Source organism: Micromonospora yasonensis, from assembly GCF_026013475.1.
Classification (GTDB): Bacteria; Actinomycetota; Actinomycetes; order Mycobacteriales; family Micromonosporaceae; genus Micromonospora; species Micromonospora yasonensis.
In genome coordinates, this window is the sequence record NZ_JAPDPH010000116.1 from 1 (window position 1) to 22,212 (window position 22,212).

Sequence of the window (22,212 nt, forward strand, 5' to 3'; positions counted from 1 at the left end):
GATCTTGATCGGGGCGTTCAACTCCGCCGAGCGGCGGTCCAGCTCGGCCCGGAGCGCCCGGGCCGCCTCGGCCCGGCTCCGGCCGCCCAACTCGGCGCCGAGCACCGTGGTGCCCCGGGGCACGTCACCGGCGTACGCCCAGGCGCCGGCGCCGACTCCGGCGGCGAGCACGGCCGCGGCGATCCCGCCGGCGAGCAGCACCCGTCCCCGCCGGAACCAGGCGCCGCGGTCGGGCTGGAGCGGGCCGGGTGCGACGCCGGGTTCCGGCTCGTCGTCCGGCCAGCTCACCGCGGTGACCTTCACCGTGGGCCGGTCGTCGGCGGGCGGGAGTTTTTCCCCGTACAGCGTCACAGCAACCTCGATCGGAAGTACCAGGTGGGGACCGCTGCCCCAGGAGACACCTACGGTAACCAACGCTCGAGCCGGCCGGGAGGGTCCGTCCGGGGGTCGCCCCGCAGCGTGTCGGCGGCGGCGCGGTGTCGCGGTGCTCACCCGGCCCGGGGTGCCCACCCGGGCCCGGATCGTGGGACGGTGTGCGGGTGCGGACGGATGAGCGCGGCCTGGCGTACGGCGGTGGATGGCTGGACCGGGCGGGTAGGCTGCGGAGTGATCCGGGGTGGGTCGTCGCGCGGCTGACCGACCGGGAGAGCGTGCTGCTGCCGTTCTGGCAGGACCGCTGCCTGGTGTCGGCGGAGCGGCTGCCGGTGCGGCGGTCCGCCGTCGACGCGGCCGGGCTGCTCGCCGCTGCCGACGAGGCGGTCTTCCTCGGCCTGGACGCCGGCCGGGCGGTCTTCGCCGTGGATCTGTCCGGCCGCGCCGAGCCCGAGGCGTTGGCCCTCGCCGGGGCAGCCGAGGCGGTGGACGTCCGGGCCCTGGTGGGTGGGCTGGGGGCGGCCGACGCGGCCGTCCAGGCGTACGCCAAGGGGCTGCTGCACTGGCACCGGGGCCAGCGGTACTGCGGTGCCTGCGGGGCGGCCACGGCGGCGCGGGACGGCGGCCACACACGTTCCTGCACCGGCCCCGGCTGCGGCCGGCTGCTCTTTCCCCGGATCGAGCCGGCGGTAATCATGCTGGTCGAGGCACCTGACGAGCCCGGGCGCTGCCTGCTGGCCCGGCACCGGGGCGCGCCCGAGGCGTCCTGGTCGACGTTGGCCGGCTTCGTGGAGATCGGCGAGAGCCTGGAGGACGCGGTCCGCCGGGAGTTGGCCGAGGAGGCCGGTGTGACGGTGGCCGGGATGGCGTACCAGGGCTCGCAGGCGTGGCCGTTCCCGGCCGGGCTGATGGTGGGTTTCCGGGCGACGGCGACCTCGACCGAGGTGCGGGTGGACGGCGAGGAAGTGGTGGAGGCGCGCTGGTTCACCCGGGCGGAGTTGCGGGCCCGGGTGGCGGACGGTCGTCCCCTCGGCCGGATCGACTCGATCGACCACCATCTGCTGTGGTCCTGGTTGGACCGACGGGGCTGAGGCGCCACCGACCGGGTCAGCGGGGCCGGCCGGACGGGTGATAGCCGCCTCACCCTCAGCGGTTTGTCAGGCTCCCGTTACGGAACTGTGATGTAAGTCAGCAATAGCTACCACAGGTGAGACCTGCCGGCCTTCCTGTCGTAATCGAGTCGGTTTGACCGGGGCTCCTTGCCGCCGGGATGTTAACCGTTGGTAACCCCCGACGATCTTGTTACCACGAGCCTGTTACCGGCCAGTAGCTAGGGGCTTGTGAGGTGTGTCGCTTCGCGAGAACATCCAATCCGCGTACTGCGGCCCCCGTCGGCACAACGGTCGCCGCGCCGCCCCGCAGCTTTCCCCGTCCCGAGTCGCGCCCCCGCGCCGGTGACGCATCCCCGTCGAGGAGGACCTTGTGAGTGAATCGGAAGATCGTCAGGTGAGTGGTGGCACCCGCTGGCGTCGCTTCGCCGCGATGATGGTGCCGGCCACCGTCGTGGCCGGCGGCATCGTGCTGGGCATGGCGAACGGCGCCATCGCCGCCTCGTTCGCCGTCTCAGGCCAGACCTTCAAGGTCAGCGCGTCGAAGCTCGACGGCGACGGCTTCAAGCAGTACGGCGGCGTGGTGACGGAGAAGGACGGCACCCCGCATCCGGTGGCCATCTCCGAGATCACGGACGCCAAGCTCTACGACCTCTGCCAGTCGGTCGACGCCAGTCTGCCGGGCGTGCCGATCGTGTTGACCATCAACGCCGGTGGCGACGGCAACCCAGCCAAGGCCAGCGGCATGCTGATCTCCATGGACTCGCTCGAGGGTGACGCGGTGTTCACCAACATTCAGATTGGCCGGGACGCGACCGACCTCAGCCCGGAGGCCAAGGCGAAGTCCTTCGGCCAGAGCGCAGACAAGGTCGTCATCACCGACCTGAAGCAGGTGGCGCGCTCCACCAGCGCCGGCACCTTCACCCTGACCGGCCTCAAGCTGAAGCTCAACATCGGCGCTAGCGCCAAGCCTTGCTTCTGATCTGACGCCGAGGCCCGCGGAGGGCGCCCTCCGCGGGCCTCGGCCTTGTCTCGCCCCGTCAGCACCGCCAGGAGGAGTACGTGACAACCGCCGAGACGCACCACGCGCGGCCCAGCCGGTTCGGGCAGGCGTGGCGCGGGTTCCGCCAATGGCGGCGGGCCCGGCCGTTCTGGGGTGGGCTCTTCACCGCGTTGGCCGGCCTGGAGATCTTCGGCACCACACAGATGAGCCTGAACGGCCTCACCTTCCAGATGGGGCCGACCGGCTTCCTGTCCTGGCTGATCCCGGTCATCCTCGTCGCCTGCGGGATGCTGCTCTGGTTCAGCCCGGCGCAGCGCATGTTCTACGCGATCGTCGCGGCGGTCACCGCGGTCTACTCGCTGATCGGGGTCAACCTCGGCGGCTTCTTCATCGGCCTCCTGCTCGGCATGGTCGGCAGCGCGCTCGGCTTCGCCTGGGTACCGGCCAAGAAGCCGGCCCCCGCCCCGCAGCCGGTGGCCGAGGCCGGGCCGGCCGAGACGGAGACCGCGGACGAGTACGAACCGGAGCTCATCGACGAGCTGCTGCCCCGGCAGCGCGAGGACGAGACGACCGGCGTGCTCACCGACACGCTGCCCCAGCCGCGCAACCCACTGCGTGAGCCGCCGCCCACCCAGCCCGCCGACACCACGCAGGTGCCGCCGGCGGTCGGCCCGGACGCGTCCGAGGGCGGGCACCGCGACCCGAGGCTCTACGCGATCCTGCTGGTGCTCGCCAGCGTCTCGGCGGCCGGCCTCTTCGCGCTCCGCGGTGAGCAGCCCGCGCTCGCCGCCCCGGCCGCCTGCCCGACCACCACCGCCTCCGCCGCCCCGAGCCCGTCCGGCTCCGCTTCGGCCTCGGCCAGCCCGAGCCCCACGCCGGAACAGAGCTCGGACGGCAACCTGCTCACCGGCATCATCGACGGCATCACCGGCCTGTTCACCGGCGGCGACTCGGGCAGTGCCGAGCCGTCGCCCACCCCGGCGCCGAGCACCTCGGCCGCGCCGGCCGCCGCCGAGCCGCTGGCGACCGGCGCCACCCCGACCGAGAGCGCCACCAGCGCCGCCCCGGAACCGAGCGCCAGCTCGTCGGCGAAGCCCACCACCAAGCCGGGCGGCAACCCCTGCGCCGGCCCGCGGCCGACCAGGCCGAAGCCGGTCGAGGCGGGCAAGCCGCTGCCGCGGATCGCCGCCGAGCCGGACCAGCCGATCGTCGCCGATCCGCCCGCCGAGCTCACCGGCTCCAAGCTGACCATGACCGGGCTGCGGTTCGAGGGGATCGTCGAGCTGCCCACCCGCGACGGCACGCTCAAGTGTCTGAAGTTCACCATGGACAAGGCGGTGACGGACGACTTCACCCTCCTGGCCAGCGGCCCTGCCGGCAAGCACCAGCGGTACCGCACCGATCGGCTCACCGTTGAGGGCGACGTCGCCTTCTACGCCACCCGCTTCGTCGGGTACCTGCTCGGGGTCAAGATCACGCTGGCTCCGGACCTGCCGTTCCCCGACGGCCTCCCGATCACCTCGCCGCTGCCGATCACCTTCACCGACCCGGAGATCCGGCTGGCGTACGAGAACTCGAAGACGCTCACAGCCACGCCGAAGCTCACGCTCGACCTGGCCTGATCCGCCGAGCACGGAGAACGGCCGGGCGCCGGAGGTCACCTCCGACGCCCGGCCGTTTTCTTGTGCTAGAGGCGGGCCAGCGCCCGGCGCAGCGGGTCGAGTCCCAGCGCGCCCAGGTCGAGCGCCTGGCGGTGGAACTCCTTGAGGTCGAAGTCGGCCCCCTTGCGGGCCTTCGCCTCGTCCCGGGCCTGGAGCCAGATCCGCTCGCCCACCTTGTACGACGGGGCCTGCCCCGGCCAGCCGAGGTAGCGGTTCAGCTCGAAGCGCAGGTTCTCGTCCGGCACCCGGCAGTGCGCCCGCATGAACTCCCAGCCCAGCTCGGGGGTCCAGCGCTCGCCGGGGTGGAAGCCGAACGGGTTGTCCTTCGGGATCTCCAACTCCAGGTGCATGCCGATGTCGACGATCACCCGGGCGGCGCGGAACGCCTGCCCGTCGAGCATGCCGAGCTTGTCGCCCGGGTCCTCCAGGTAGCCCAGCTCGTCCATCAGCCGCTCGGAGTAGAGCGCCCAGCCCTCGCCGTGTCCGGAGACCCAGCAGAGCAGCCGTTGCCAGCGGTTGAGCAGCTCGGCGCGGACGGCGGTCTGGGCGACCTGGAGGTGGTGACCCGGCACGCCCTCGTGGTAGACGGTGGTCACCTCCCGCCAGGTGGAGAAGTCGGTGATGCCCTGCGGCACCGCCCACCACATCCGGCCCGGTCGGGAGAAATCCTCACTCGGGCCGGTGTAGTAGATGGCGCCGTCGCTGGTGGGCGCGAGGCAGCACTCGATCCGGCGGACCTGCTCCGGGATGTCGAAGTGGGTGCCGTGCAGCTCGCTGATCGCCTTGTCGGCCAGCGCCTGCATCCAGTCCCGGAACGCCTCCTTGCCCCGGATCGTGCGGGCCGGGTCGGCGTCCAGGGCACGCACGGCCTCGCCGACGCTGGCGCCCGGCCCGACGATCCGGGCGGCCACCGCACGCATCTCCGCCTCCAGGCGGGCCAGCTCCGCGAAACCCCAGGCGTACGTCTCGTCGAGGTCGACCTTGGCGCCGAGGAAGTACTGCGAGGCCAGCTCGTACCGCTCCCGCCCGGCGGCCTGCTTCTCCCGGCCCTGCGGGGCCAGCTCGTTGCGGAGGAACTGCCCGAACTCGGCGGTGGCTCCGGTCGCGGCGGCGGCGCCCTTGCGCAGCTCGGCGCCGAGCGTGCCGTCGGCCCCGAGCCGCTCGACCAGGCCGTGGAAGAAGTTGTCCCCGTTCGGGTCGGTCCAGATGTCGCACTGCTTGGCGACCTCGACCAGCTGCACCCGCGAGCTGACGTTGCCGGCGGCGGCCGCCTCGCGCAGCGTCCGCTTGTAGCCCTCCAGCGCCGCCGGGAAGCCGTTGAGCCGGGCGGCGATGTTGGCCCGGGCGTCGTCGCCCTCGGTCGGCATGAGGTCGAACACCATGCGGAGGTCGTGCAGCCCGCTGGCGATCACGTTGACCTCGCTGGTCGTCTCGCCGGCCTCGTGCCGGGCGAGCTCCAGGCCGAGGCGTTCCTGCATCGCCTCCTTGGCGGTGCGCTCGGCCTCGGTGTCCGGCTCGGTCACGTCGAGGTCGGCCAGGGTGCGCCGGGTCAGATCGGCGCGGGCGGCGTACCCCTCCGGGGAGAGGTCGTCGAGCTGGTCGTCGTAGCCGGCGATGCCGACGTAGGTGGCGCCGGTCGGGCTCAGCGGCGCCCAGTCGGCCACATACCGGTTGGCGAGGTCATCGATTCGTCCCACCATGCGACCCTACGTGACCGCGCCACCCCGGTGTCGACCGTGTTTGCCGTCTTCACGGCAGCAGATCCGCCGGGTCGAAGTCGATCGGGAACGACAGGTCGGACTGCAGCCGCTGCCCCCGAGCCACCGCCTCGGCTGGTCAACGCTGCCAAGGTGAGCCGGTTGCTGTGGCGGTCGACACGGCGTCCGATTTTCGCGGGACTTCGTCGTACCCCTGCGGCAGAGTGTCAGGGGTGACGGCCGACTTGACTCCTGACCGGGCAGCGCTGCGCAGCTGGCTGCCCGGCTTCCTCGCGCTCGGCGTGATCTGGGGTTCCAGCTTCCTCTTCATCAAGGTCGGGGTGACCGAGCTGCACCCCGTGCACCTCACCCTCTACCGGGTCGCCACCGGCGCGGCGACCCTGCTGGTGGTGCTGGCCGTGCTGCGCGACCGGCTGCCCCGCGAGCCCCGGGTCTGGGCGCACCTGCTGGTGGTCGCCGCGTTCGGCGTCGCCCTGCCGTTCACCCTGTTCGGCTTCGGTGAGCAGCGGGTGGAGTCGATGCTCGCCGGCATCTGGAACGCCACTACGCCGCTGATCGTGCTGCCGCTGGCGGTGCTGGTGTTCCGCACCGAGCGGCTGACCGTGCGCCGGGCGATCGGCCTGGCGCTGGGCTTCGCCGGCGTGCTGGTCGTGCTCGGCGTCTGGGAGGGCGTCGGCGGGTCGCACTTCACCGGCCAGCTCATGTGCCTCGGTGCGGCGGCCTGCTACGGGGTGGCCATCCCGTACCAGAAGAAGTTCATCGCGGGCAGCGCCTACTCCGGTCTGTCGCTGTCGGCCGCGCAGTTGCTGGTCGCGACCGCGCAGCTCGCGGTGGTCGCGCCGCTGGTGGCTGGGGCGCCGCCGGCGCCGAGCGGCCTCTCCCTGCGGGTGGTGGCCAGCGTGCTGGCGCTCGGTGCGCTCGGCACCGGGCTGGCTTTCGTGATCAACCTGCGCAACATCCGGGTGGCCGGGGCGAGCACCGCGTCGACGGTGACGTACCTGATCCCGGTCTTCGCGGTGCTGGTCGGCGCCGTGGTGCTCGGCGAGCGGATGAACTGGCACCAGCCGGTGGGCGCGCTGATCGTGCTCGTCGGCGTGGCGGTCGCCCAGGGCATGCTTGGCCGTCGCCGGCCGAAGGCGGTGGCCGCGCCGGCCGTGCCGGCCGCCGAGCCGGCCGCCCGACGCTGAAGCGGGCCGGGATGCCGTCGGCGATCCGGCGGTGTCGGGCGGCCCGGTATGCCGCCACGTCGGCGAGGTGGTGGCGCCCGGGTGGGAACGTGCCGGTCAGCGGCGGTCGCGGGCCCACTTCACCAGGCGGTCCGCCTTCCAGGTGTTGACCACCCGGCTGGCCGCCACGCCGCACAGTGCCGCGCGTTCGCAGCCGAACCGCTGCCAGTCGAGCTGCCCTGGGGCGTGCGCGTCGGTGTTGATGGCGAACCGGCAGCCGGCCTCCAGGGCGCGGCGGATCAGCCGCTTCGGCGGGTCCTGCCGCTCCGGCCGGGAGTTGATCTCCACGGCGACGCCGTGCTCCGCGCAGGCGGCGAAGACGGCATCCGCGTCGAAGTCGCTCTCGGCCCGGGTACGCGCCCGGTGCCCCCGGTCGCCCGGGCCCGTCACCCCCGCCGGCCGGGACGACACCATCCGCCCCGTGCAGTGCCCGAGAATGTCCAGGTGCGGGTTGGCGATCGCGGTGAGCATCCGCCGGGTCATCTTCGCCCGCTCGTCGTTCAGGCCGCTGTGCACCGAGCCGACCACCACGTCGAGCCGGGCGAGCAGCTCCTCGTCCTGGTCCAGCGAGCCGTCGGCGAGGATGTCCACCTCGACACCGGTGAGGATGCGGAAGCCCTTCGGCAGCGCCTCGTTCACCGCCGCCACATGGTCGAGCTGCTTGCGCAGCCGCTCCGCGGTCAGCCCCCGGGCCACCTTCAGCCGGGGCGAGTGGTCGGTCAGCACCAGGTACTCGTGGCCCAGCTCGACCGCCGCCAGAGCCATCTCCTCGATCGGTGACCCGCCGTCCGACCAGTCGGAGTGGGTGTGGCAGTCGCCGCGCAGCGCGTCCCGCAGCTTCGCCGCGGCCTCGTCCAGGTCGGTGCCCTCGGTGGCGACCAGCCGGCGCAGATAGACCGGCTCCTCGCCGGCCAGCGACTCGGCCACGCAGCGGGCGGTGACGTCGCCGACCCCGGACAGCTCGGTGAGCTTCCCGGCCCGGGCGCGCTCGGCCACCTCCCCGGCGGGCAGCGCGGCGAGCGCGTTGGCCGCCGACCGGAACGCCCGGACCCGGTAGGTGGCCTCGTTCGCCTTCTCGAGCAGGAACGCGATCCGGCGCAGGTCGGCGATGGGATCCCGGGCAGTCATGCCAAGCAACCTACGCGCTCGCCTCGCCGGCCGCCGGGTGCCGCCGTGGGGTGTCGGGAGTGGACGGCGCTCAGCCGGCGCCGCTGGTCGTCGTGGGGGCCTTCGGGCAGCCGTGCTTCTGCTGCCAGGCGGCCACCTCGTCGGCCGGTCCACGGTTGCCGCCCTTGCGCCACGAGGTCAGGTACGGGGCGGGCCAGACCACGCCCCGCCGGATCCACCAGTCGTCGTGGCCGGTGCACTTCGGGGACAGCCCGAAGTGCAGGTGGCACACGTTGTTGGCGTTGCCGGTGCGGCCCACCTTGCCGAGCTGCTGCCCGGCGTGGACGCGTACGCCCGCGTCGATGCCGTCGGCGATCGCGCTCAGGTGCGACCCGTAGTAGCGGACCCCGTCGTCGCCGAGCAGCGACACCGACAGGCCCCCGTTGTACGGGCCGAGCGGGCCGCGCTTCGAGAACCGGTCCACCCGGCTCACCTCGAGGATCTGGCCGTCGGTGACCGCCACGACCGGCTCGCCACAGTCGGCGAAGATGTCCGTCCCCGGGTAGACGGAGTGGGTCGGGTGGTAGGCGACGTTGCTCGCCTTCACCGGGAAGACGTGCCTCGGTTTGGTCCGGGTCGGCGTGGGGGCCGTGGAGGTCGGGGCGGCGCTCGGCGACACCGTCGGCTGCGCTGCGGTGGTCGGCAGGCTCGGCGACTGCCAGGAGCTGTCCGGGACGGCCGTCGGGCTGGTGGCCGGCGCGCACCCGGCGACCAGGGCCGGCATGAGCAGCAGCAGGATCGGATACGCCGAACGCGGACGGCGGCCGATCGATCGCGAGCGCATCCGGTCATCCTGGCAGACCAGTACGGTGGGGACGAACGCCGAACGCCTCGGTCGCGCTGCGTGACCTCGGCGCGTGCACGATCCGTGAAGGGAGCAGGGGCGATGAACGGCTGGCCCGCCGCACCCGGGGAGACCGCTCCGGGCCCTGGTCGTCCGGTGCCGCGCACCCCCTCCGGGCTCTTCCCGGGCGGGGTGCCGATGCGACCGGTCTGGCGGGAGCCGTACCCGGTGACCGGTGCCGGCGTCGCGTCCGGTGCCGTCACGGCCTTCGCCTGGCTGCTGCTGTTCGGCCTGCTCGGCCACGATGTGACCAGCTACGCGTGGTGGACGGTGATCGCCGGCGGGCTGGCCTGGCTGGCCGCCCTGGCGCTGGTCCGGTACGGCGACCGGGGCGTGGCGACCGGGGTGGCGATCGTCACCGCGGGTGGTTGGAGCATCGCCGCGGCGATCGTCGTGGTGCGCTGGGCACAGAGCGGGAACTGGCCGCTCTGGTGACCCTGGGTGCGGGTGCCGCTGCGCAGCGAACGCCCCTTGACGTACGCGCGGTGACGGTTCACGCTCGCGGTATGGCCTGGACCACCCCGCCGCGGCTCGACCCCGAGCGGAGCCGCCGCCGCCTGCAACTCCTCGCCGAGTTGGCCGGTGCCCGCGCGGTACGTCAGCGCGAGCGGCCGCAGCGGGTCAACACCGAGCGTCTGCGCCAGCTCATCGCCACCCGCCGGCGCGTCGCCGGCTGACCGACTTTCTCCAGGAACGGCCGGCCCTTCGGGGCGTTGACCGGTCGCCTGCCGACCCGACCGGTTAACGTGCACGCGTGACGAGTCGGCGAGCTGCCGAGGCCAATTTGGGGGGACCGTGTCGTACTTCGCTGCTGCCGTGGCGCGCGTCGAGGGCGGCTGGACCGCCGACGAGGTGAGCCTGCGGGGCGTCACCGATATCGAGGAGGTCGCGGACCGGCTGCGCGACGTCGAGCCGGACGCCGACCTGTCCCTGCTCTTCGTCGAGGCCGACGACACGTACCTGGTGATCCTGCGCCTGGACGAGGGCGAGGACCTGCGGATCTTCGGCTCCGACTCGGCGTACGCGGAGGAGTCCCAGCTCGGCGCGCTGCTGGTCGGCGACCTGAAGACCTCGGTCATCGGGCTGGAGGATGTCGAGGAGCCGCGCGCCGGGACCGGCGGTGACGAGGAGGCCGAGCAGCCGGCCGTGGACCCGGAGGCCGACCCGGTGGGCGACGCCGACATCCTCGCCGACCTGGGTATCTCGGCGCAGAAGCTGCTCGCCCTCTGCGGGCACGAAGGCATGATGCCGGCCGACGTGACCGCCGAGATCTGCCAGGTGCTGGGCTGCGCGGACGAGGTCGAGGAGCTGCGTGAGGTCTGATCCGGCCGGGCCGTGGACCGGCGGCGGCGAGCCGGCGGACGTCACCGATCCGGCACTGGAGACCGTACGCCCGGGGCAGCCGACCCCGGGCCGGCCGGGCCGGGTCGGACCCGGCGCGGACGAGGGGCTGGCCGACCCGGGCGGGGTGGGCCGCCGGCAGCGGCACGAGTTGTGGATGCGCCGGGCCCTGGAGATCGCGGTGACCGGCCCGGACACCGCTCCGCCGGCGGACGGCGACGCAACGGTCGAGGACGTGCCCGTGGGCGCGGTGCTCTACGGCCCGGACGGCGCCGAGTTGGCGATCGGGCGCAACGAGCGCGAGCTGACCGGGGACCCGACCGCGCACGCCGAGGTGCTGGCGCTGCGCCGGGCCGCCGAGCGGCTGGGGCGCTGGCGGCTGGAGGGCTGCACCCTGGTGGTGACCCTGGAGCCCTGCACGATGTGTGCCGGGGCGATCGCGCTGGCCCGGATCTCGACGGTGGTCTTCGGTGCCTGGGAGCCGAAGACGGGCGCCGTGGGCTCGCTCTGGGACGTGTTGCGCGACCGCCGCCTCACCCACCGCCCCGAGGTCTACGGCGGTGTCCTGGAGACGGAGAGCGCCGCCCTCCTCCGCGCCTTTTTCCGGTAAGGAAGGGCCCCCTTTTAGCGCCTCCGGTAGAGCAGGGGCCCCCGGTTAACAGCTCCGTCCCGGTATCGGGCGGAGGAGGGTGGCCGCGACCGCGCGGGCGGCGTCGGTCCACGGTGCCGGGCGCAGGGTCAGCGGGTCGAGGCGGACGATGGCCCGGGTGCCCTCCGCGTAGACCGTGTCGCCGTCGACCGAGCGGAACCGGAAGGCGTACTCGGCGCTGCTGGTGCCGAAGTGCTCCAGCCAGAAATGCACCGCGACCGGGCCGGTGGTGGCGATCGGGACGTGGTATCGGATGGTGAACTCGCGGACCGCGTGGAACACGTCGGGCGAGCTGTCGCGGCCCTGGAAGCCGTGCCCCCGGCTGGCCCAGTACGGCGTGAGCGCCCGTTCCAGCAGCACCGCGTACCGGGCGTTGTGCAGGATGCCGAGGGCGTCGAGGTCGTCGAAGTGCACCGTGACGTGCTCGACGTGACCGAACTCGACGACCGGCCGGTCGACGGTGGCGTGGCTCATGAGGGACCTTCCATCAGCAGGGTCGGGTCGGGGCACAGTGCCCGGAGGCGGTGCAGCAGGCCCTGGCGGGCGTGCCGGTAGGTGGCCTCCGGCTCCAGCAACCGGGACCGCATCGCCGCGCTGATCCCCAGCGCGTCGATCTCGTACGCCAGCTGTGGGACGTCCAGGTCGGCGGGGAGCTCCCCGAGGTCGACCGCCTCCTGGACGAGGCGTTCCAGCAGGTTGGTCCAGCGGCCGAACGCCTCGGCGAGACGGTCCCGGACCGGGCCGGGGCGCGCGTTGTACTCGAACTCGGTGTTGGCGAAGAAGCAGCCGCCCGGGAGCACCCGGGCGGCGTAGAAGTCGATACGGGCCTCGTGCAGCGCCCTGATCCGCCGGACGCCGCGCGGGGCGCGCAGGGCCGGCGCGACGATCCACTCCTGCCACTGCGCCACGGCCCGCTCGACGGTGGCGAGCTGGAGGGCCTCCTTGGACCGCCAGTGCGCGAAGAGGCCGGACTTGCTGACCCCGAGCCGGTCGGCGAGCTGGGCCAGCGAGAGCCCGTGCAGGCCCACCTCGGTGGCCAGCGACACGGCGGTGTCGAGCACCGCGGTGCGGGTGCGGTCGCCGCGGGCCACGCGGCCGTCGGACGTCATGCCGGCAGCGTAACCGAAAAAAGCACGACCGGTCGTATTAATTTCTGTGACGTGAAACGCCGACCGCCCCGGCACCGGACGGTGGCGGGGCGGTCGAGGGCTCGGACGGGTCAGGCGATGACGGTGTCGAGCGCGATCTCGACCATCTGGCCGAAGGTCTGCTCGCGCTCCTGCGACGTGGTCTTCTCGCCGGTCTTGATGTGGTCGCTGACCGTCAGGATGGTCAGCGCGCGGGCCTTGAACCGGGCGGCGATCGTGTAGAGCGCCGCCGACTCCATCTCCACCGCGAGCACGCCGTAGTCGGCGAGGGCGTCGTAGAGGTCCGGCCGATCGGTGTAGAAGGCGTCCGCCGCCAGGATCGGGCCGACGCGCATCGTGATGCCGCGCCGCTCGGCCACCTCGACCGAGGTACGCAGCAGCCCGAAGTCGGCCACCGGGGCGTAGTCGATCAGACCGTCGAACCGCATCCGGTTCATGTTCGAGTCGGTGGACGACCCGATCGCGGCGACCACGTCCCGCAACTGGAGGTCCTCGGTGAGGGCGCCGCAGGAGCCGACCCGGATCAGCGTCTTCACGCCGTACTCGTTGATCAGCTCGTGGGCGTAGATGGAGGCGGAGGGCATGCCCATGCCGGAGCCCTGGACGGAAACCTCGACGCCGTTCCAGCGGCCGGTGAAGCCCAGCATGCCGCGGACCGTCGTGTAGCAGCGGGCATCCTCGAGGTAGGTCTCCGCGATCCACTTGGCCCGCAGCGGGTCACCCGGCATCAGGACCCGCTCGGCGATCTCTCCCGGCTCAGCGCCGATGTGCGTACTCATGGCAAAGATCCTGCCAGGCCGGGCCCGGGGATACCGGTTCGGCGTCCAGGCCCGGGGTCCTGTACCCTACTCGGCGGTGGTGTGTCCGAGTGGCCTAAGGAGCACGCCTCGAAAGCGTGTGAGGGTTTACGCCCTCCGCGGGTTCAAATCCCGCCGCCACCGCCAACCGAAAAGCCCGGCTGATCATGTGATCAGCCGGGCTTTTCGCTTCAGGCGGCGGTCCGGGTCGTCAACGGAACCAGCTACTTCCGGTTTGCATCTTCAGCCCGCCCGTGCCGACCACTCGGTCGACGTCGATCATTGATCCACTCCTCTAGAGTGTGCTGACACACGCCCATATCGAACGGGGGGGGGGGTTCTCTTGCGGCGGAAAACTGCCAGTGTGTCCGTTCTCGCGATCCTGGGCGGGCTGGCACTCAGTGCCCCCGCGGAGGCGGCGGACCAGGTCCAGACGATCAGCCGGGAGGGCGTCGTCCTGCAGTACGACCGGGTGGTGAAGACGGGCTTCCTCCGTCCCCGCCCGGTGTTGGCGACCGGGACCACGCGTTCGGACTTCGACGGCGACGGCGTGGATGACCTCGCGGCCATGGGAGACCCGTTCAACTACACCCTGCCGAAGAATCCGACCGGCGTGGTGGCCGTGCGCTACTCCTCCGCGCCGCAGGTCGACTACTTCCTGGGTGTTCTGGACTCCGGCGGCGGCTGTAGCTGCTTCGGCACCGCGTTGGTGGCCGGCGACTTCAACGGCGACCGCTACGACGACCTGGCGATCGGTGACCAGGACGAGGTGGATCCGGGCAACGGGGCGCACGCCGGCGGGGTCTGGATCATCCCCGGCAGCAGCACGGGCCTGGTCGCCGGCTCGGCGCGCCATTTCAGCCAGAGCTCGCCCGGGGTGCCCGGTGACCCGGAGGAGTTCGACCGGTTCGGTGGGGCGCTCGCGGCCGGTGACATCAACGGGGATGGCCGCGACGACCTCGCGATCGGCGCGTACGGGGAGTCGATCGGCACCAAGAAGGGCGCGGGCTCGGTCAGCGTTCTCCTTGGCAGCGCGACCGGCCTGACGGCCACCGGTGCCGTCTTCTTCAGCCAGGACCAGTCGGCGGTGCCCGGTACGTCCGAGCCGAACGACCACTTCGGCTACACCCTGGCGATCGGGAAGGTCAACAGCGACCGGTACGCCGACCTGGTCATCGGCGCTCCCCACGAGGACGACGGCAGCTCCGTGAACGGCAGCGGCGTGGTCACCCTGATGTGGGGCTCGGCCACGGGGGTGTCCACCACCGGCGCCACGGCGGTGACCGGCGCGGCGCTGATCGGGGCGATGGACCAGGTCGACACCATTGCCTGGTATCTGGGTGAGGCGCTCGCCGTCGGTGACGTGAACGGTGACGGGCTGGGCGAGGTGATCGCCGGGACGCCCGGTGCCCAGACCCCGGGCATCAACGGTGGCCTGGTCGTGGTCTTCACCGGCCGCTCCGCCGGTCTGTCCAGCGGCGCCGTCCGGGTCATCACGCAACGCACCTCAGGGGTGCCAGGATCGCCGGAGGGCGGCGACCGCTTCGGGGCGGCGCTCGCGGTCGGCGACGTGACCGGCGACGGCAGGGCGGACGTGCTGGTCGGCGCGCCGGGCGAGCGGGTCGGGACGGCGCTGGAAGCCGGCTCGGTCACCCTGCTCAAGGGTTCCACCGCCGGACTGACCGGCAGCGGCGCCCAGGCGTTCTACCAGGGCCAGTCGGGCGTCCCGGGTTCGGCCGAGCGCGAGGACAAGTTCGGCGCCTCGGTCGCACTGCTCAACCTCGACCGCAGAGGCGGGCTGGACGCCGTCGTCGCGGCGCCCGGTGAGGAGGTGACCGGGGATGTCGCCGGCTACCCGTCCGGGTCGGTGACGCCGTTCTACGGTGCCCTCGGCGGGCTCGTGCCGCAGCCCACTACGTGGACCGGGTTGGGCATGCGCAGCGACCACGTCTGGCCCCAGCGGTACGGCCTGCGGATCGCCGGGCCGCAGAGCGGCGGCCCGCTGTACTGAGTCCGCCCTGACGTCGAAGCGCCCGGGTCCCTCCGGGCGCTTCGACGCTGCGGGGGTCAGCAGGGGCCGTAGCCCTCGTCGAAGAAGCGGCGGGCCCAGTCCGCGTACCCGGCGATCACCTTGCGCACCGTCGTCCCGTCGTGCAGGAAGAGGTACGCCCGGTCGCCGTCGCGGGCGAGCAGCCCGTCGAACCGGTACGCCCCCTGTGGCGCGGCCAGGTCGACCGCCGCCGGGTAGGCGGCCCGGACCTCGTCGACCGGGTTACCGACGCTGATCCCCTCGGGCGTACTCATCGGGTCGTCCAGCCAGAGGAGCACGAGGCGGTCGTCGACGAAGACCGGGCTGACCGACCCGTGCCCGGCCAACGTCGGCCCACAGGCGTCCACCTCCGTACGCAGCACCCCGCGCCGGGTCAGTTCCTTCTCGGTGGCGCCGAACTCGGCGTTGCGCAGCCCGTCCAGGCCGACCACCTCGGCGGCGCCGACCGGTCGGGCCGGTACGTCCGGCCCCTGTGGACGGACGCCGCTACCGGCGATCGAGGCAGCTGCCGTGAGTGCGGCGATGAAGCCGAATTGTCGCAGTTTCATGCAATCCCCCAGTCCCCAACGGGACCGGGGCGAAGAGGTTGCTGGTCCGGGTCGGATTGCCGCAGTTCCCACTCCTCGGCAAGCTCGTCCCAGTAGTCGGCGGAGAGGCCGCGCCGGCCGTGCGCCAGCCAGCCGGCGGTGCCGCACTCCAGGTGCAGGCCCAGTTCAGCGAACGGGTCGATCCACGGGCCGGGCTCGGCGCCCAGCCGGGCCAGCGCCGCATTGATCGGCCACTCGGAGCGCGGCCGGTCCAGCGTGCGGTCGAAGCACGGCCCCCAGCTCACCTCGCCGTCCTGCCAGACCACCGCCGCCTGGTGGCCCAGACCACCGGCGAACTCCGCCTCCAGGTAGGCCACCGGACCCTGCCGCGACCAGCGGGCCAGCACCTGCGAGAACTCCAGCTCGGCTGCCGGCCGTGATTCGGCCTCGGCGCCGCTGGGCGGCGCTCCGGACCGAATGAAGGCCGGCCTCTGGCCGCGCCGCGACCTGGAGCCGTTGCCGGTCAGGGCCGGCCCGAGGACGAGCTGGAAGGGCTGCGCCGCCGACGGCTCATCGGTGGCGAAGTCCGGCAGGTCGCCGGTCAACTCCTCGACCAGTTGCGGGGTGACCGGCAGCAGCGCGAAGTCCTGGCGGAGCGCGGCGAGCACCGCGTGGTCCAGGTCGACGGTCTGCTCGCGGAGCAGTTCGACGTCGGCCACGACCGCGCTGAGCTGGTAACTCATCCGATCCTCTCGGCGTACACGGGCGGTCGACGGAACAGATTAGCTTATTGCCCTCTATCGATACCTTATGGCTTTTTGAGCGGTCGCTCCTAGCTTGAGCTCGCCTGAGTAGGCGGGTCCGTCGACCGTTTCGCGGCGATGACCAGCCGCATGGATCTGGATACCCGGCGAGCTCTCGCTGAAGCGGGACGGAAGGGACGAGCCCATGGTTTCCCGGAGAAGACTGATCGAGTTGGGCGGACTGGCGGCCGGCGGTGCTCTGCTGGTCTCCTCATCCGGCACCGCGACCTCCGCCGCACCATCCACTCATCATGACCACGTGATTCCCGGGCATCGCCATGATCTCCCCTTCGTGGGTAGCGCGGTGGCGGCGACCCCGTTCAGCGTGGAGATGCCCCTGCCCTCGACGATCGCGCCAACGAAATCGGACAGCGACACCGACTACTACTACCTCCACATGCGCCGAACCACTGCGGAGATCATTCCGGGGCTGACGACACCGGTGCTGGGCTTCAACGGCTCGTTCATCGGTCCCACGATCCGGGCCCGCACCGGGCGCACTGCCGTCGTGGTGCAGACCAACATGCTGGACGAGCCGACCGCGGTGCACCTGCATGGCGCCCATGCGCCCGCGGCGAGTGACGGTCACCCGATGGACCTGATCCAGCCGGGCAGTCAGAAGACCTACATCTATCCCAACCGGCAGCGCGGGGCGACGCTGTGGTACCACGACCACGCACACCACATGGAGGCGGAGCACGTCTACCGGGGACTGGCGGGGCTCTACCTGCTTGAGGATCCCGCGGAGGCCCAGCTCGGCCTGCCGAACGGCCAGTTCGACGTGCCCATCATGCTGCGGGACGCCCAGTTCGCCGCGGACGGATCGATGATCTGGACCTTGGGCGACTTCCAGAACCGCAACACGGTGCTGGTCAACGGGCGGCCACAGCCATATCTGCGGGTGGCCGCGCGCAAGTACCGGCTACGGCTGGTCAACGCCTCGAACCTGCGGGCGTACCAGCTTCGGCTCGGCAACGGCGAGGAAGTGGTCCAGATCGCCTCGGACGGTGGCCTGCTCCCGGCCCCGTACCGCACCGACACCATCCCGCTGTGGCCCGGGGAGCGGGTCGAGGTGGTCGTCGACTTCTCCAAGTTCCCGATCGGTACGCAGCTGGTGCTGGAGAACACCTACGGCGACCAGGACTCCAACCGGTCGCTGATGCGGTTCGACGTGACCTGGTCGGCGACGGACGACTCCACGGTGCCCGCGCAACTGGCCCCGGCCCCCGAGCTCCCGCCGGCGACCTACTACCGCACGATCAGCCTCGGGCTGAACCCGGCGACCTTCCAGTTTCAGATCGACGGTAAGTCGTTCGATCCGAACCGCGTCGACGCCTATGTTCGCCGCGGGGCCACCGAGATCTGGCAGGTGACCAACCTCGACACCGCGTTCGGCATCCCGCACGACTTCCATATCCACCTCGTGCAGTTCAAGGTGCTCGACCGGAACGGTGCGCCGCCCGGGCCGGGCGAGTCCGGTTGGAAGGACACCGTCGTCGTCAACCCCGGCGAGACGGTTCGGCTCCAGGCCACCTTCGCCGACTACAAGGGTAGGTTCGTGTACCACTGCCACCTGATCGACCACTCGTCCGAGGGAATGATGGCCCAGATGGAGGTTCTCTGACGACGCGCCACCAGGCTGCGGCCCGCCGGGACATCGCCCAGCATTTCGGCGGACCGCTCTGCGTCTCCCGCCGTGCCGGCCGGCGACGGGCCGTCGGCAGAACCACCCGAATGGGGCAAGTGAGAGCAGAGTGGCTGTAGCGACGACGGAAGGGCCGGTCCCCTGATGGGGGACGGCCCTTCCGTTTGTGCTGCTCAAGAGAGCGGAGGATACGAGATTCGAACTCGTGAGGGTGTGAACCCAACACGCTTTCCAAGTCTGCCCGATGCGGTTCGTGTCCGGTCCACAGCGTTCGTGCCGCAGGTGTGGACGAGTGGGTGGACCCTGGTGATTGCCGGCGGCCGGTCGTGAACGAGCCGGGAACTGAGACGACCCCAGCTGGGACGATGGAGCCCGACGAAGAAGGTCGGCGACGGGTGACGATCGAGGGGCACCGAGCGGTCGACGGACGAGGAGTTCGCTCGCCTGCGGCACGTCCATTCCGGCGACCTGCTCGCCCGAGTTACGCCGTCCGAGGACCAGGTCGAGACCGTAGACACGGATACTCGGCCGGAGGAGCCGCGGCAGCCTCCATTGTGCCGGGAGCGGGGGGCGTAGGAGCTGCAGCGAGCACGAACCGCGGAGAGGAACGACCCCCGTCCGGGGAACCGAGTTCATGGTATCGACGAGTGAGGTTCCGGGTGGAGCAGCGGGGGCGCGCGCCTGTTGCTTGCCGTTCCTTACCAGCCATCCACACCGTGGAGGCTCTCGCTCCCTCCTTGCTCTTTCTCCAGCCTGGCAGGCGGCACAGCTTCTGGGGCCTGTAGGCCAGGAGGTGTCAGCGGTGCCGCCGCAGGGGTCAGAGCTGCATTGAGAGGTCAGCCATCAGGGCCGCGCAGCAATTAGCCAGCGCGTCTGTGTGTCCGTGGCCGCTCTGCTGGTACCGCCGGCATCCTGCGCTACAAGCTCTGTCCCTCTGTAGGAGTACCTCCTTGAGTTGAGTGGTCTAGCGTACGTCCAAGGGAGACACTCACCAGATGTCGAAGGGTCCACGAATGCAGCCGGATCAACTTGAGCGCGCTGTCGCTGAGCTGTTTAGGCTCAACAACTACGAGGTTTCAGGGCCGCTTCACGTCAACGATGCAAGCGTTGACCTGCGGGCGGTTCCTCTCGGGGATCCATTTGCCAAGCCGATATTCATCGAGGTTACAGTCGAGTATGTTGACAACACCAAATACGGCAAGGACTTAACGAAGTACGTAGCGTGCAAAGAGCGATATCCGGGATGCGTCTTCCTGATCGTCTCGCTTGAGGGTTTCACGCAGTCAGTGAAGGGCCGGGCGCCTGCAGACATCGAGCTACTGACCTACGCCGAACTTGCGGCCAAATTTGAAAAGTTTCTGCCCTATCAAAGAGCCGTTCTGGATGAGGGTAGCTTAGCCGACGAGCTCAAGAAGCTGGCTGACGTTTATGAACATCCTCAATTCGAGCAAGACGGAAGACTTACCGAGGCCCTGGTGGAGTTGGATAACTGGGCTTCTAACACCTCGGTTAGCGCTGGATGGTTAATCGTGGTGGGTGAGTATGGCACAGGTAAGACCGCTCTAAGTCAGATGATGCTGAGGCGGCTCATGGCGATGAATCGAGCGGATCCCTCCGCACCGATACCGGTCAGGATTGAGCTCAGAGACTTTACAAAGCAGTTCGACGTTTCGTCTCTTCTTCACAAGTTCCTAGATGACAATGGCCTGGGACATGTGCCGATTCACTACTTCTCCTCGCTCATCTCGAAGGGGCGAATCTTCCTTATCCTCGACGGATATGACGAGATGGCCCAATACATGCATCTTCTTGAGAGGCGTGTTTGTCTCGAGGCGTTGGCACGCCTCGGTCGTGATGGAGCGAAGGGCATCCTGACTTCTCGGCCTAACTACTTCTCAGAGGCCGAGGAACTTCACGTACTCGAGACACTCTATAGCTCACTGTCCGAAGCCGGCATCTCAGCTGTCGAGGACTATACAGCGGAGGCGGCACTTGACGCGCTGTTTCAACGCCAATTTTTAGAGCGCAATGAGCGTAGGCTGCAGGACCTCGACGAAGAACAGACAGAGGCGCTCGTCCGGCGAAAGTTGGGCTCTGATGAGGAGAGGGTATCGATTGTCCTTGGCCTTCTACGCAAGGTCTCGCGGCCGACCGACGATGGGATACGGGCCCTAGGTGGCAAGCCAGTCATCATCAGTTACCTGGTAGAGTTGGCAGACTTGTTAGCCAATAGGGACACTGCTGGGCGCGACGCGTCAATTACAGAGTTCGGCTGCTTCCGTCTGATCGTAGATCAGCTCATGATTCGGGACCGTCGCCGCTCGCCAGCTATGCCAGTGGAGTCACGGCGGCTATTCCTGCAGCGCATGGCGATGAGGCTGAGCCAGGCAGATTTGGCAATGTATGAGGAGAAAGACTTCATGCGGCTCATCTCCGAGGTCTTTAAGAATCGCATTGATCGCCTCCCGCCATCTGAGCGTGAGGGTGAACGGCAGACCATCTACGCTGACTTGCGGTCATCTGCCACACTCACTCGCGTCTCGGTCGGCGGCAAGGAAGGCTGGCGGTTCTCCCATAACTCCTTGCGCGAGTTCTTGGTCGTCGAATACCTGCTCCACTGCCTCAGCGAGCGGAAGGAACCGGTTATCTGATGCGAATTACAGACACCATGTATGCTTTCCTAAGCGGCGAGTCGGAGAGGCTGAAGGTTGATGCTTCAGCCCAGCTAGCGGCACAATGGGGCCTCTTTGATCCGGGGGCACTGGCACCCACTTTGGCCCTGCTCTGGTCGGCTCGCTATACAGACTGGACAGGTACGCCGGATCAACTACTGGCCGAATTGATCGGCCCCCACGGCGTTCTAGATCACTGTCGTTTCGAACGTTGGCAAGTTGCCAACGGCGTAGAAGGAGCAATGGCAAGGTCTTTTCGCGCAGCCGTGCTAGTGGAATGCAACTTCGTCGGAATGGATCTGCGCGGTTCTCGCTTTGACGGCGCGTGGCTGGAGAGCATTGATTTCTCGTCGGCAGATCTGCGTGATGTCGACTTCACTGGCGCGAGTCTGCTGGACGTCGACCTCACCGATGCCAGCCTTGCCGGCGCGAATTTCCGGAACGCCGAAGAGGGATTGTACGTGAAGGAATCGGGCCGTGAGTTCACCGGAAGCCGAGCAATGGGGCTACTGCAGTATCGTGGAGCCTACACGCCGGAAGTCCCGAACATCTTTGTCGCAATGGCTCATCCTCATTATGAAATTGCGAGAAAAATAGCACGGCGACTCTCAGAGGGAGGCCAGAGTCAACTCCTTGGGTTGACCCAGAGGGGCGTCTCACAAAAGGAGCCGGCGGCGGCGCAGCGATTCGTCGATCTTCTAGTTTCCGTTGGTTTTGCCTCGTACGATCGCAGTGGAGCCTCACGAACCCTGGAGCCCACCGTTGCGGGCAGGCTACCTCTGCGGCAGCTCTCTGAAGAAACCAATCTTGATAATGCATTCCGTGCGTACTTCGGTCTCAGCAAGCTTGCCATCGGTACTAGTTGAGGAGCGGAGCGTCGCTATCTCACACGAGGATAGACTTGACCGCGGCGGGGGTGACGATGGCATCCATGACCGTGTGATTTTCGCACCGACAGCAAGGCCCTCGAGACATCGGCACCGCAGACGTCTTGCGCCACGAGCTGGCAGGCGTGACATCTCGTTTACAAGCTCTGTGCAGCAGGTCCGCCCATGTCCGGGAACGGTCGCCAGCTCGGAGTTGCGTTCGTCTCCACGCTCGCTGATACGCCCCTGTCCGGCGGCGTTGCTGTCAGCGTTGCTGTCGACAGCGTTCCCGGCGCTACCTGTGGCCGGACCAAACCGAAAGGGAAGCACTGGGAGCTATGACGGTCGAGTCTCGGACTCGGACTCGGCCATCGCCCGGTCGAATCCGAACACGACCTCCTCGTTACCCGCCTCATCGCGGGCAAGCCGTGCGAGGGCTACTCGCTCGCCGGCCATGCGTCTCAATGCAGCCTGATAGGCCTCAGCTTGATCATCAGACGGTGCCTCACCGCGGACTACGCGGGTAAAGCGGCTGCGGCTTTGATCAAAGGCAGTGGCGGCCGCAAGAAGAGGTCGCGTCCGCGCGAGTGGTGTAAGAGACGGCCATCGCGGGA

20 protein-coding genes, 1 tRNA gene and 1 pseudogene are annotated in these 22,212 nt (G+C 69.8%); 13 read left to right on the forward strand and 9 right to left on the reverse strand.

Features of this window, described 5'->3' with window-relative positions; all coding sequences use genetic code 11:
• Positions 1-351 (reverse strand): annotated as a pseudogene (locus ONA70_RS21950) (VanW family protein); the annotation flags it as partial.
• 188 nt (positions 352-539) lie between these two features.
• Here ONA70_RS21950 and nudC point away from each other — a divergent pair.
• The 3 genes from nudC (at position 540) to ONA70_RS21965 (ending at position 4,106) form a co-directional block, all read left to right on the forward strand.
• On the forward strand, positions 540-1,463 hold the full coding sequence (gene nudC, locus ONA70_RS21955; RefSeq protein WP_265008354.1) for an NAD(+) diphosphatase: 924 nt from the start codon (positions 540-542) through the stop codon (positions 1,461-1,463).
• Positions 1,464-1,914: 451 nt separating this feature from the next.
• Positions 1,915-2,463 (forward strand): DUF6230 family protein, encoded by a 549-nt coding sequence (locus ONA70_RS21960; protein WP_265008355.1) that lies wholly within the window; start codon positions 1,915-1,917, stop codon positions 2,461-2,463.
• An 80-nt stretch (positions 2,464-2,543) separates the two neighbouring features.
• Positions 2,544-4,106, forward strand: coding sequence for a DUF6114 domain-containing protein (locus ONA70_RS21965; protein WP_265008356.1), 1,563 nt, complete (start codon positions 2,544-2,546; stop codon positions 4,104-4,106).
• 65 nt (positions 4,107-4,171) lie between these two features.
• Here the strand turns inward: ONA70_RS21965 and ONA70_RS21970 are convergent, their stop codons facing one another.
• Positions 4,172-5,842, reverse strand: coding sequence for a DUF885 domain-containing protein (locus ONA70_RS21970; RefSeq protein ID WP_265008357.1), 1,671 nt, complete (start codon positions 5,840-5,842; stop codon positions 4,172-4,174).
• A gap of 233 nt (positions 5,843-6,075) precedes the next feature.
• On the opposite strand from ONA70_RS21970, the gene ONA70_RS21975 reads away from it, so the two are divergent.
• Positions 6,076-7,050 carry a DMT family transporter gene (locus tag ONA70_RS21975; RefSeq protein WP_265008358.1) on the forward strand — a complete coding sequence of 325 codons (975 nt, stop codon included), beginning with the start codon at positions 6,076-6,078 and terminating at the stop codon, positions 7,048-7,050.
• A 96-nt stretch (positions 7,051-7,146) separates the two neighbouring features.
• Here the strand turns inward: ONA70_RS21975 and ONA70_RS21980 are convergent, their stop codons facing one another.
• Entirely contained in the window at positions 7,147-8,217 is a 1,071-nt protein-coding gene (locus ONA70_RS21980) for a PHP domain-containing protein (RefSeq protein WP_265008359.1), read from the reverse strand.
• 70 nt (positions 8,218-8,287) lie between these two features.
• A complete protein-coding gene (locus tag ONA70_RS21985) occupies positions 8,288-9,040 on the reverse strand; it encodes a M23 family metallopeptidase (RefSeq protein ID WP_265008360.1) in 753 nt (250 codons plus the stop codon).
• A 102-nt stretch (positions 9,041-9,142) separates the two neighbouring features.
• On the opposite strand from ONA70_RS21985, the gene ONA70_RS21990 reads away from it, so the two are divergent.
• From ONA70_RS21990 to ONA70_RS22005, 4 genes are all read left to right on the forward strand, one after another.
• Positions 9,143-9,535 carry a hypothetical protein gene (locus tag ONA70_RS21990; RefSeq protein WP_406601228.1) on the forward strand — a complete coding sequence of 131 codons (393 nt, stop codon included), beginning with the start codon at positions 9,143-9,145 and terminating at the stop codon, positions 9,533-9,535.
• Positions 9,536-9,606: 71 nt separating this feature from the next.
• Positions 9,607-9,777: a hypothetical protein gene (locus tag ONA70_RS21995; protein ID WP_265008361.1), complete on the forward strand. Its 171-nt coding sequence runs from the start codon at positions 9,607-9,609 to the stop codon at positions 9,775-9,777.
• Positions 9,778-9,895: 118 nt separating this feature from the next.
• The gene (locus ONA70_RS22000; protein ID WP_265008362.1) at positions 9,896-10,423 is read left to right on the forward strand and encodes a tRNA adenosine deaminase-associated protein; all 528 of its coding nucleotides are present in this window, start codon (positions 9,896-9,898) and stop codon (positions 10,421-10,423) included.
• A gap of 175 nt (positions 10,424-10,598) precedes the next feature.
• Positions 10,599-11,051 carry a nucleoside deaminase gene (locus tag ONA70_RS22005; RefSeq protein WP_265008373.1) on the forward strand — a complete coding sequence of 151 codons (453 nt, stop codon included), beginning with the start codon at positions 10,599-10,601 and terminating at the stop codon, positions 11,049-11,051.
• 45 nt (positions 11,052-11,096) lie between these two features.
• On the opposite strand, the gene ONA70_RS22010 is transcribed toward ONA70_RS22005, so the two are convergent.
• The 3 genes from ONA70_RS22010 to deoD all read right to left on the reverse strand — a co-directional run bounded on the left by ONA70_RS22010 (position 11,097) and on the right by deoD (position 13,017).
• Complete coding sequence (locus ONA70_RS22010) at positions 11,097-11,564, reverse strand: acyl-CoA thioesterase (RefSeq protein ID WP_265008363.1); 468 nt, start codon at positions 11,562-11,564, stop codon at positions 11,097-11,099.
• On the reverse strand, positions 11,561-12,199 hold the full coding sequence (locus tag ONA70_RS22015; protein ID WP_265008364.1) for a TetR/AcrR family transcriptional regulator: 639 nt from the start codon (positions 12,197-12,199) through the stop codon (positions 11,561-11,563). Before ONA70_RS22015 ends, ONA70_RS22010 begins: the two co-directional genes overlap by 4 nt.
• 110 nt (positions 12,200-12,309) lie before the next feature.
• Entirely contained in the window at positions 12,310-13,017 is a 708-nt protein-coding gene (deoD, locus tag ONA70_RS22020) for a purine-nucleoside phosphorylase (protein ID WP_265008365.1), read from the reverse strand.
• 75 nt (positions 13,018-13,092) lie between these two features.
• Between deoD and ONA70_RS22025 the strand changes: the two genes are divergently transcribed.
• Positions 13,093-13,182: transfer RNA gene (locus ONA70_RS22025), tRNA-Ser, on the forward strand.
• Positions 13,183-13,399: 217 nt separating this feature from the next.
• Positions 13,400-15,046, forward strand: a complete 1,647-nt coding sequence (locus tag ONA70_RS22030; RefSeq protein ID WP_265008366.1) for a hypothetical protein — start codon at positions 13,400-13,402, stop codon at positions 15,044-15,046.
• Between the two features lie 56 nt (positions 15,047-15,102).
• On the opposite strand, the gene ONA70_RS22035 is transcribed toward ONA70_RS22030, so the two are convergent.
• Positions 15,103-15,633: a hypothetical protein gene (locus ONA70_RS22035; protein WP_265008367.1), complete on the reverse strand. Its 531-nt coding sequence runs from the start codon at positions 15,631-15,633 to the stop codon at positions 15,103-15,105.
• Positions 15,630-16,355, reverse strand: a complete 726-nt coding sequence (locus tag ONA70_RS22040; RefSeq protein ID WP_265008368.1) for a hypothetical protein — start codon at positions 16,353-16,355, stop codon at positions 15,630-15,632. The genes ONA70_RS22035 and ONA70_RS22040 overlap by 4 nt, the downstream gene beginning before the upstream one ends.
• 352 nt (positions 16,356-16,707) lie before the next feature.
• Here ONA70_RS22040 and ONA70_RS22045 point away from each other — a divergent pair, with 352 nt between their 5' ends.
• From ONA70_RS22045 to ONA70_RS22055, 3 genes are all read left to right on the forward strand, one after another.
• Positions 16,708-18,039, forward strand: coding sequence for a multicopper oxidase family protein (locus ONA70_RS22045; RefSeq protein ID WP_265008369.1), 1,332 nt, complete (start codon positions 16,708-16,710; stop codon positions 18,037-18,039).
• 1,016 nt (positions 18,040-19,055) lie between these two features.
• Positions 19,056-20,711, forward strand: coding sequence for an NACHT domain-containing protein (locus ONA70_RS22050; RefSeq protein WP_265008370.1), 1,656 nt, complete (start codon positions 19,056-19,058; stop codon positions 20,709-20,711).
• Complete coding sequence (locus tag ONA70_RS22055; RefSeq protein ID WP_265008371.1) at positions 20,711-21,598, forward strand: pentapeptide repeat-containing protein; 888 nt, start codon at positions 20,711-20,713, stop codon at positions 21,596-21,598. The genes ONA70_RS22050 and ONA70_RS22055 overlap by 1 nt, the downstream gene beginning before the upstream one ends.
• Positions 21,599-22,212: the final 614 nt, after the last annotated feature.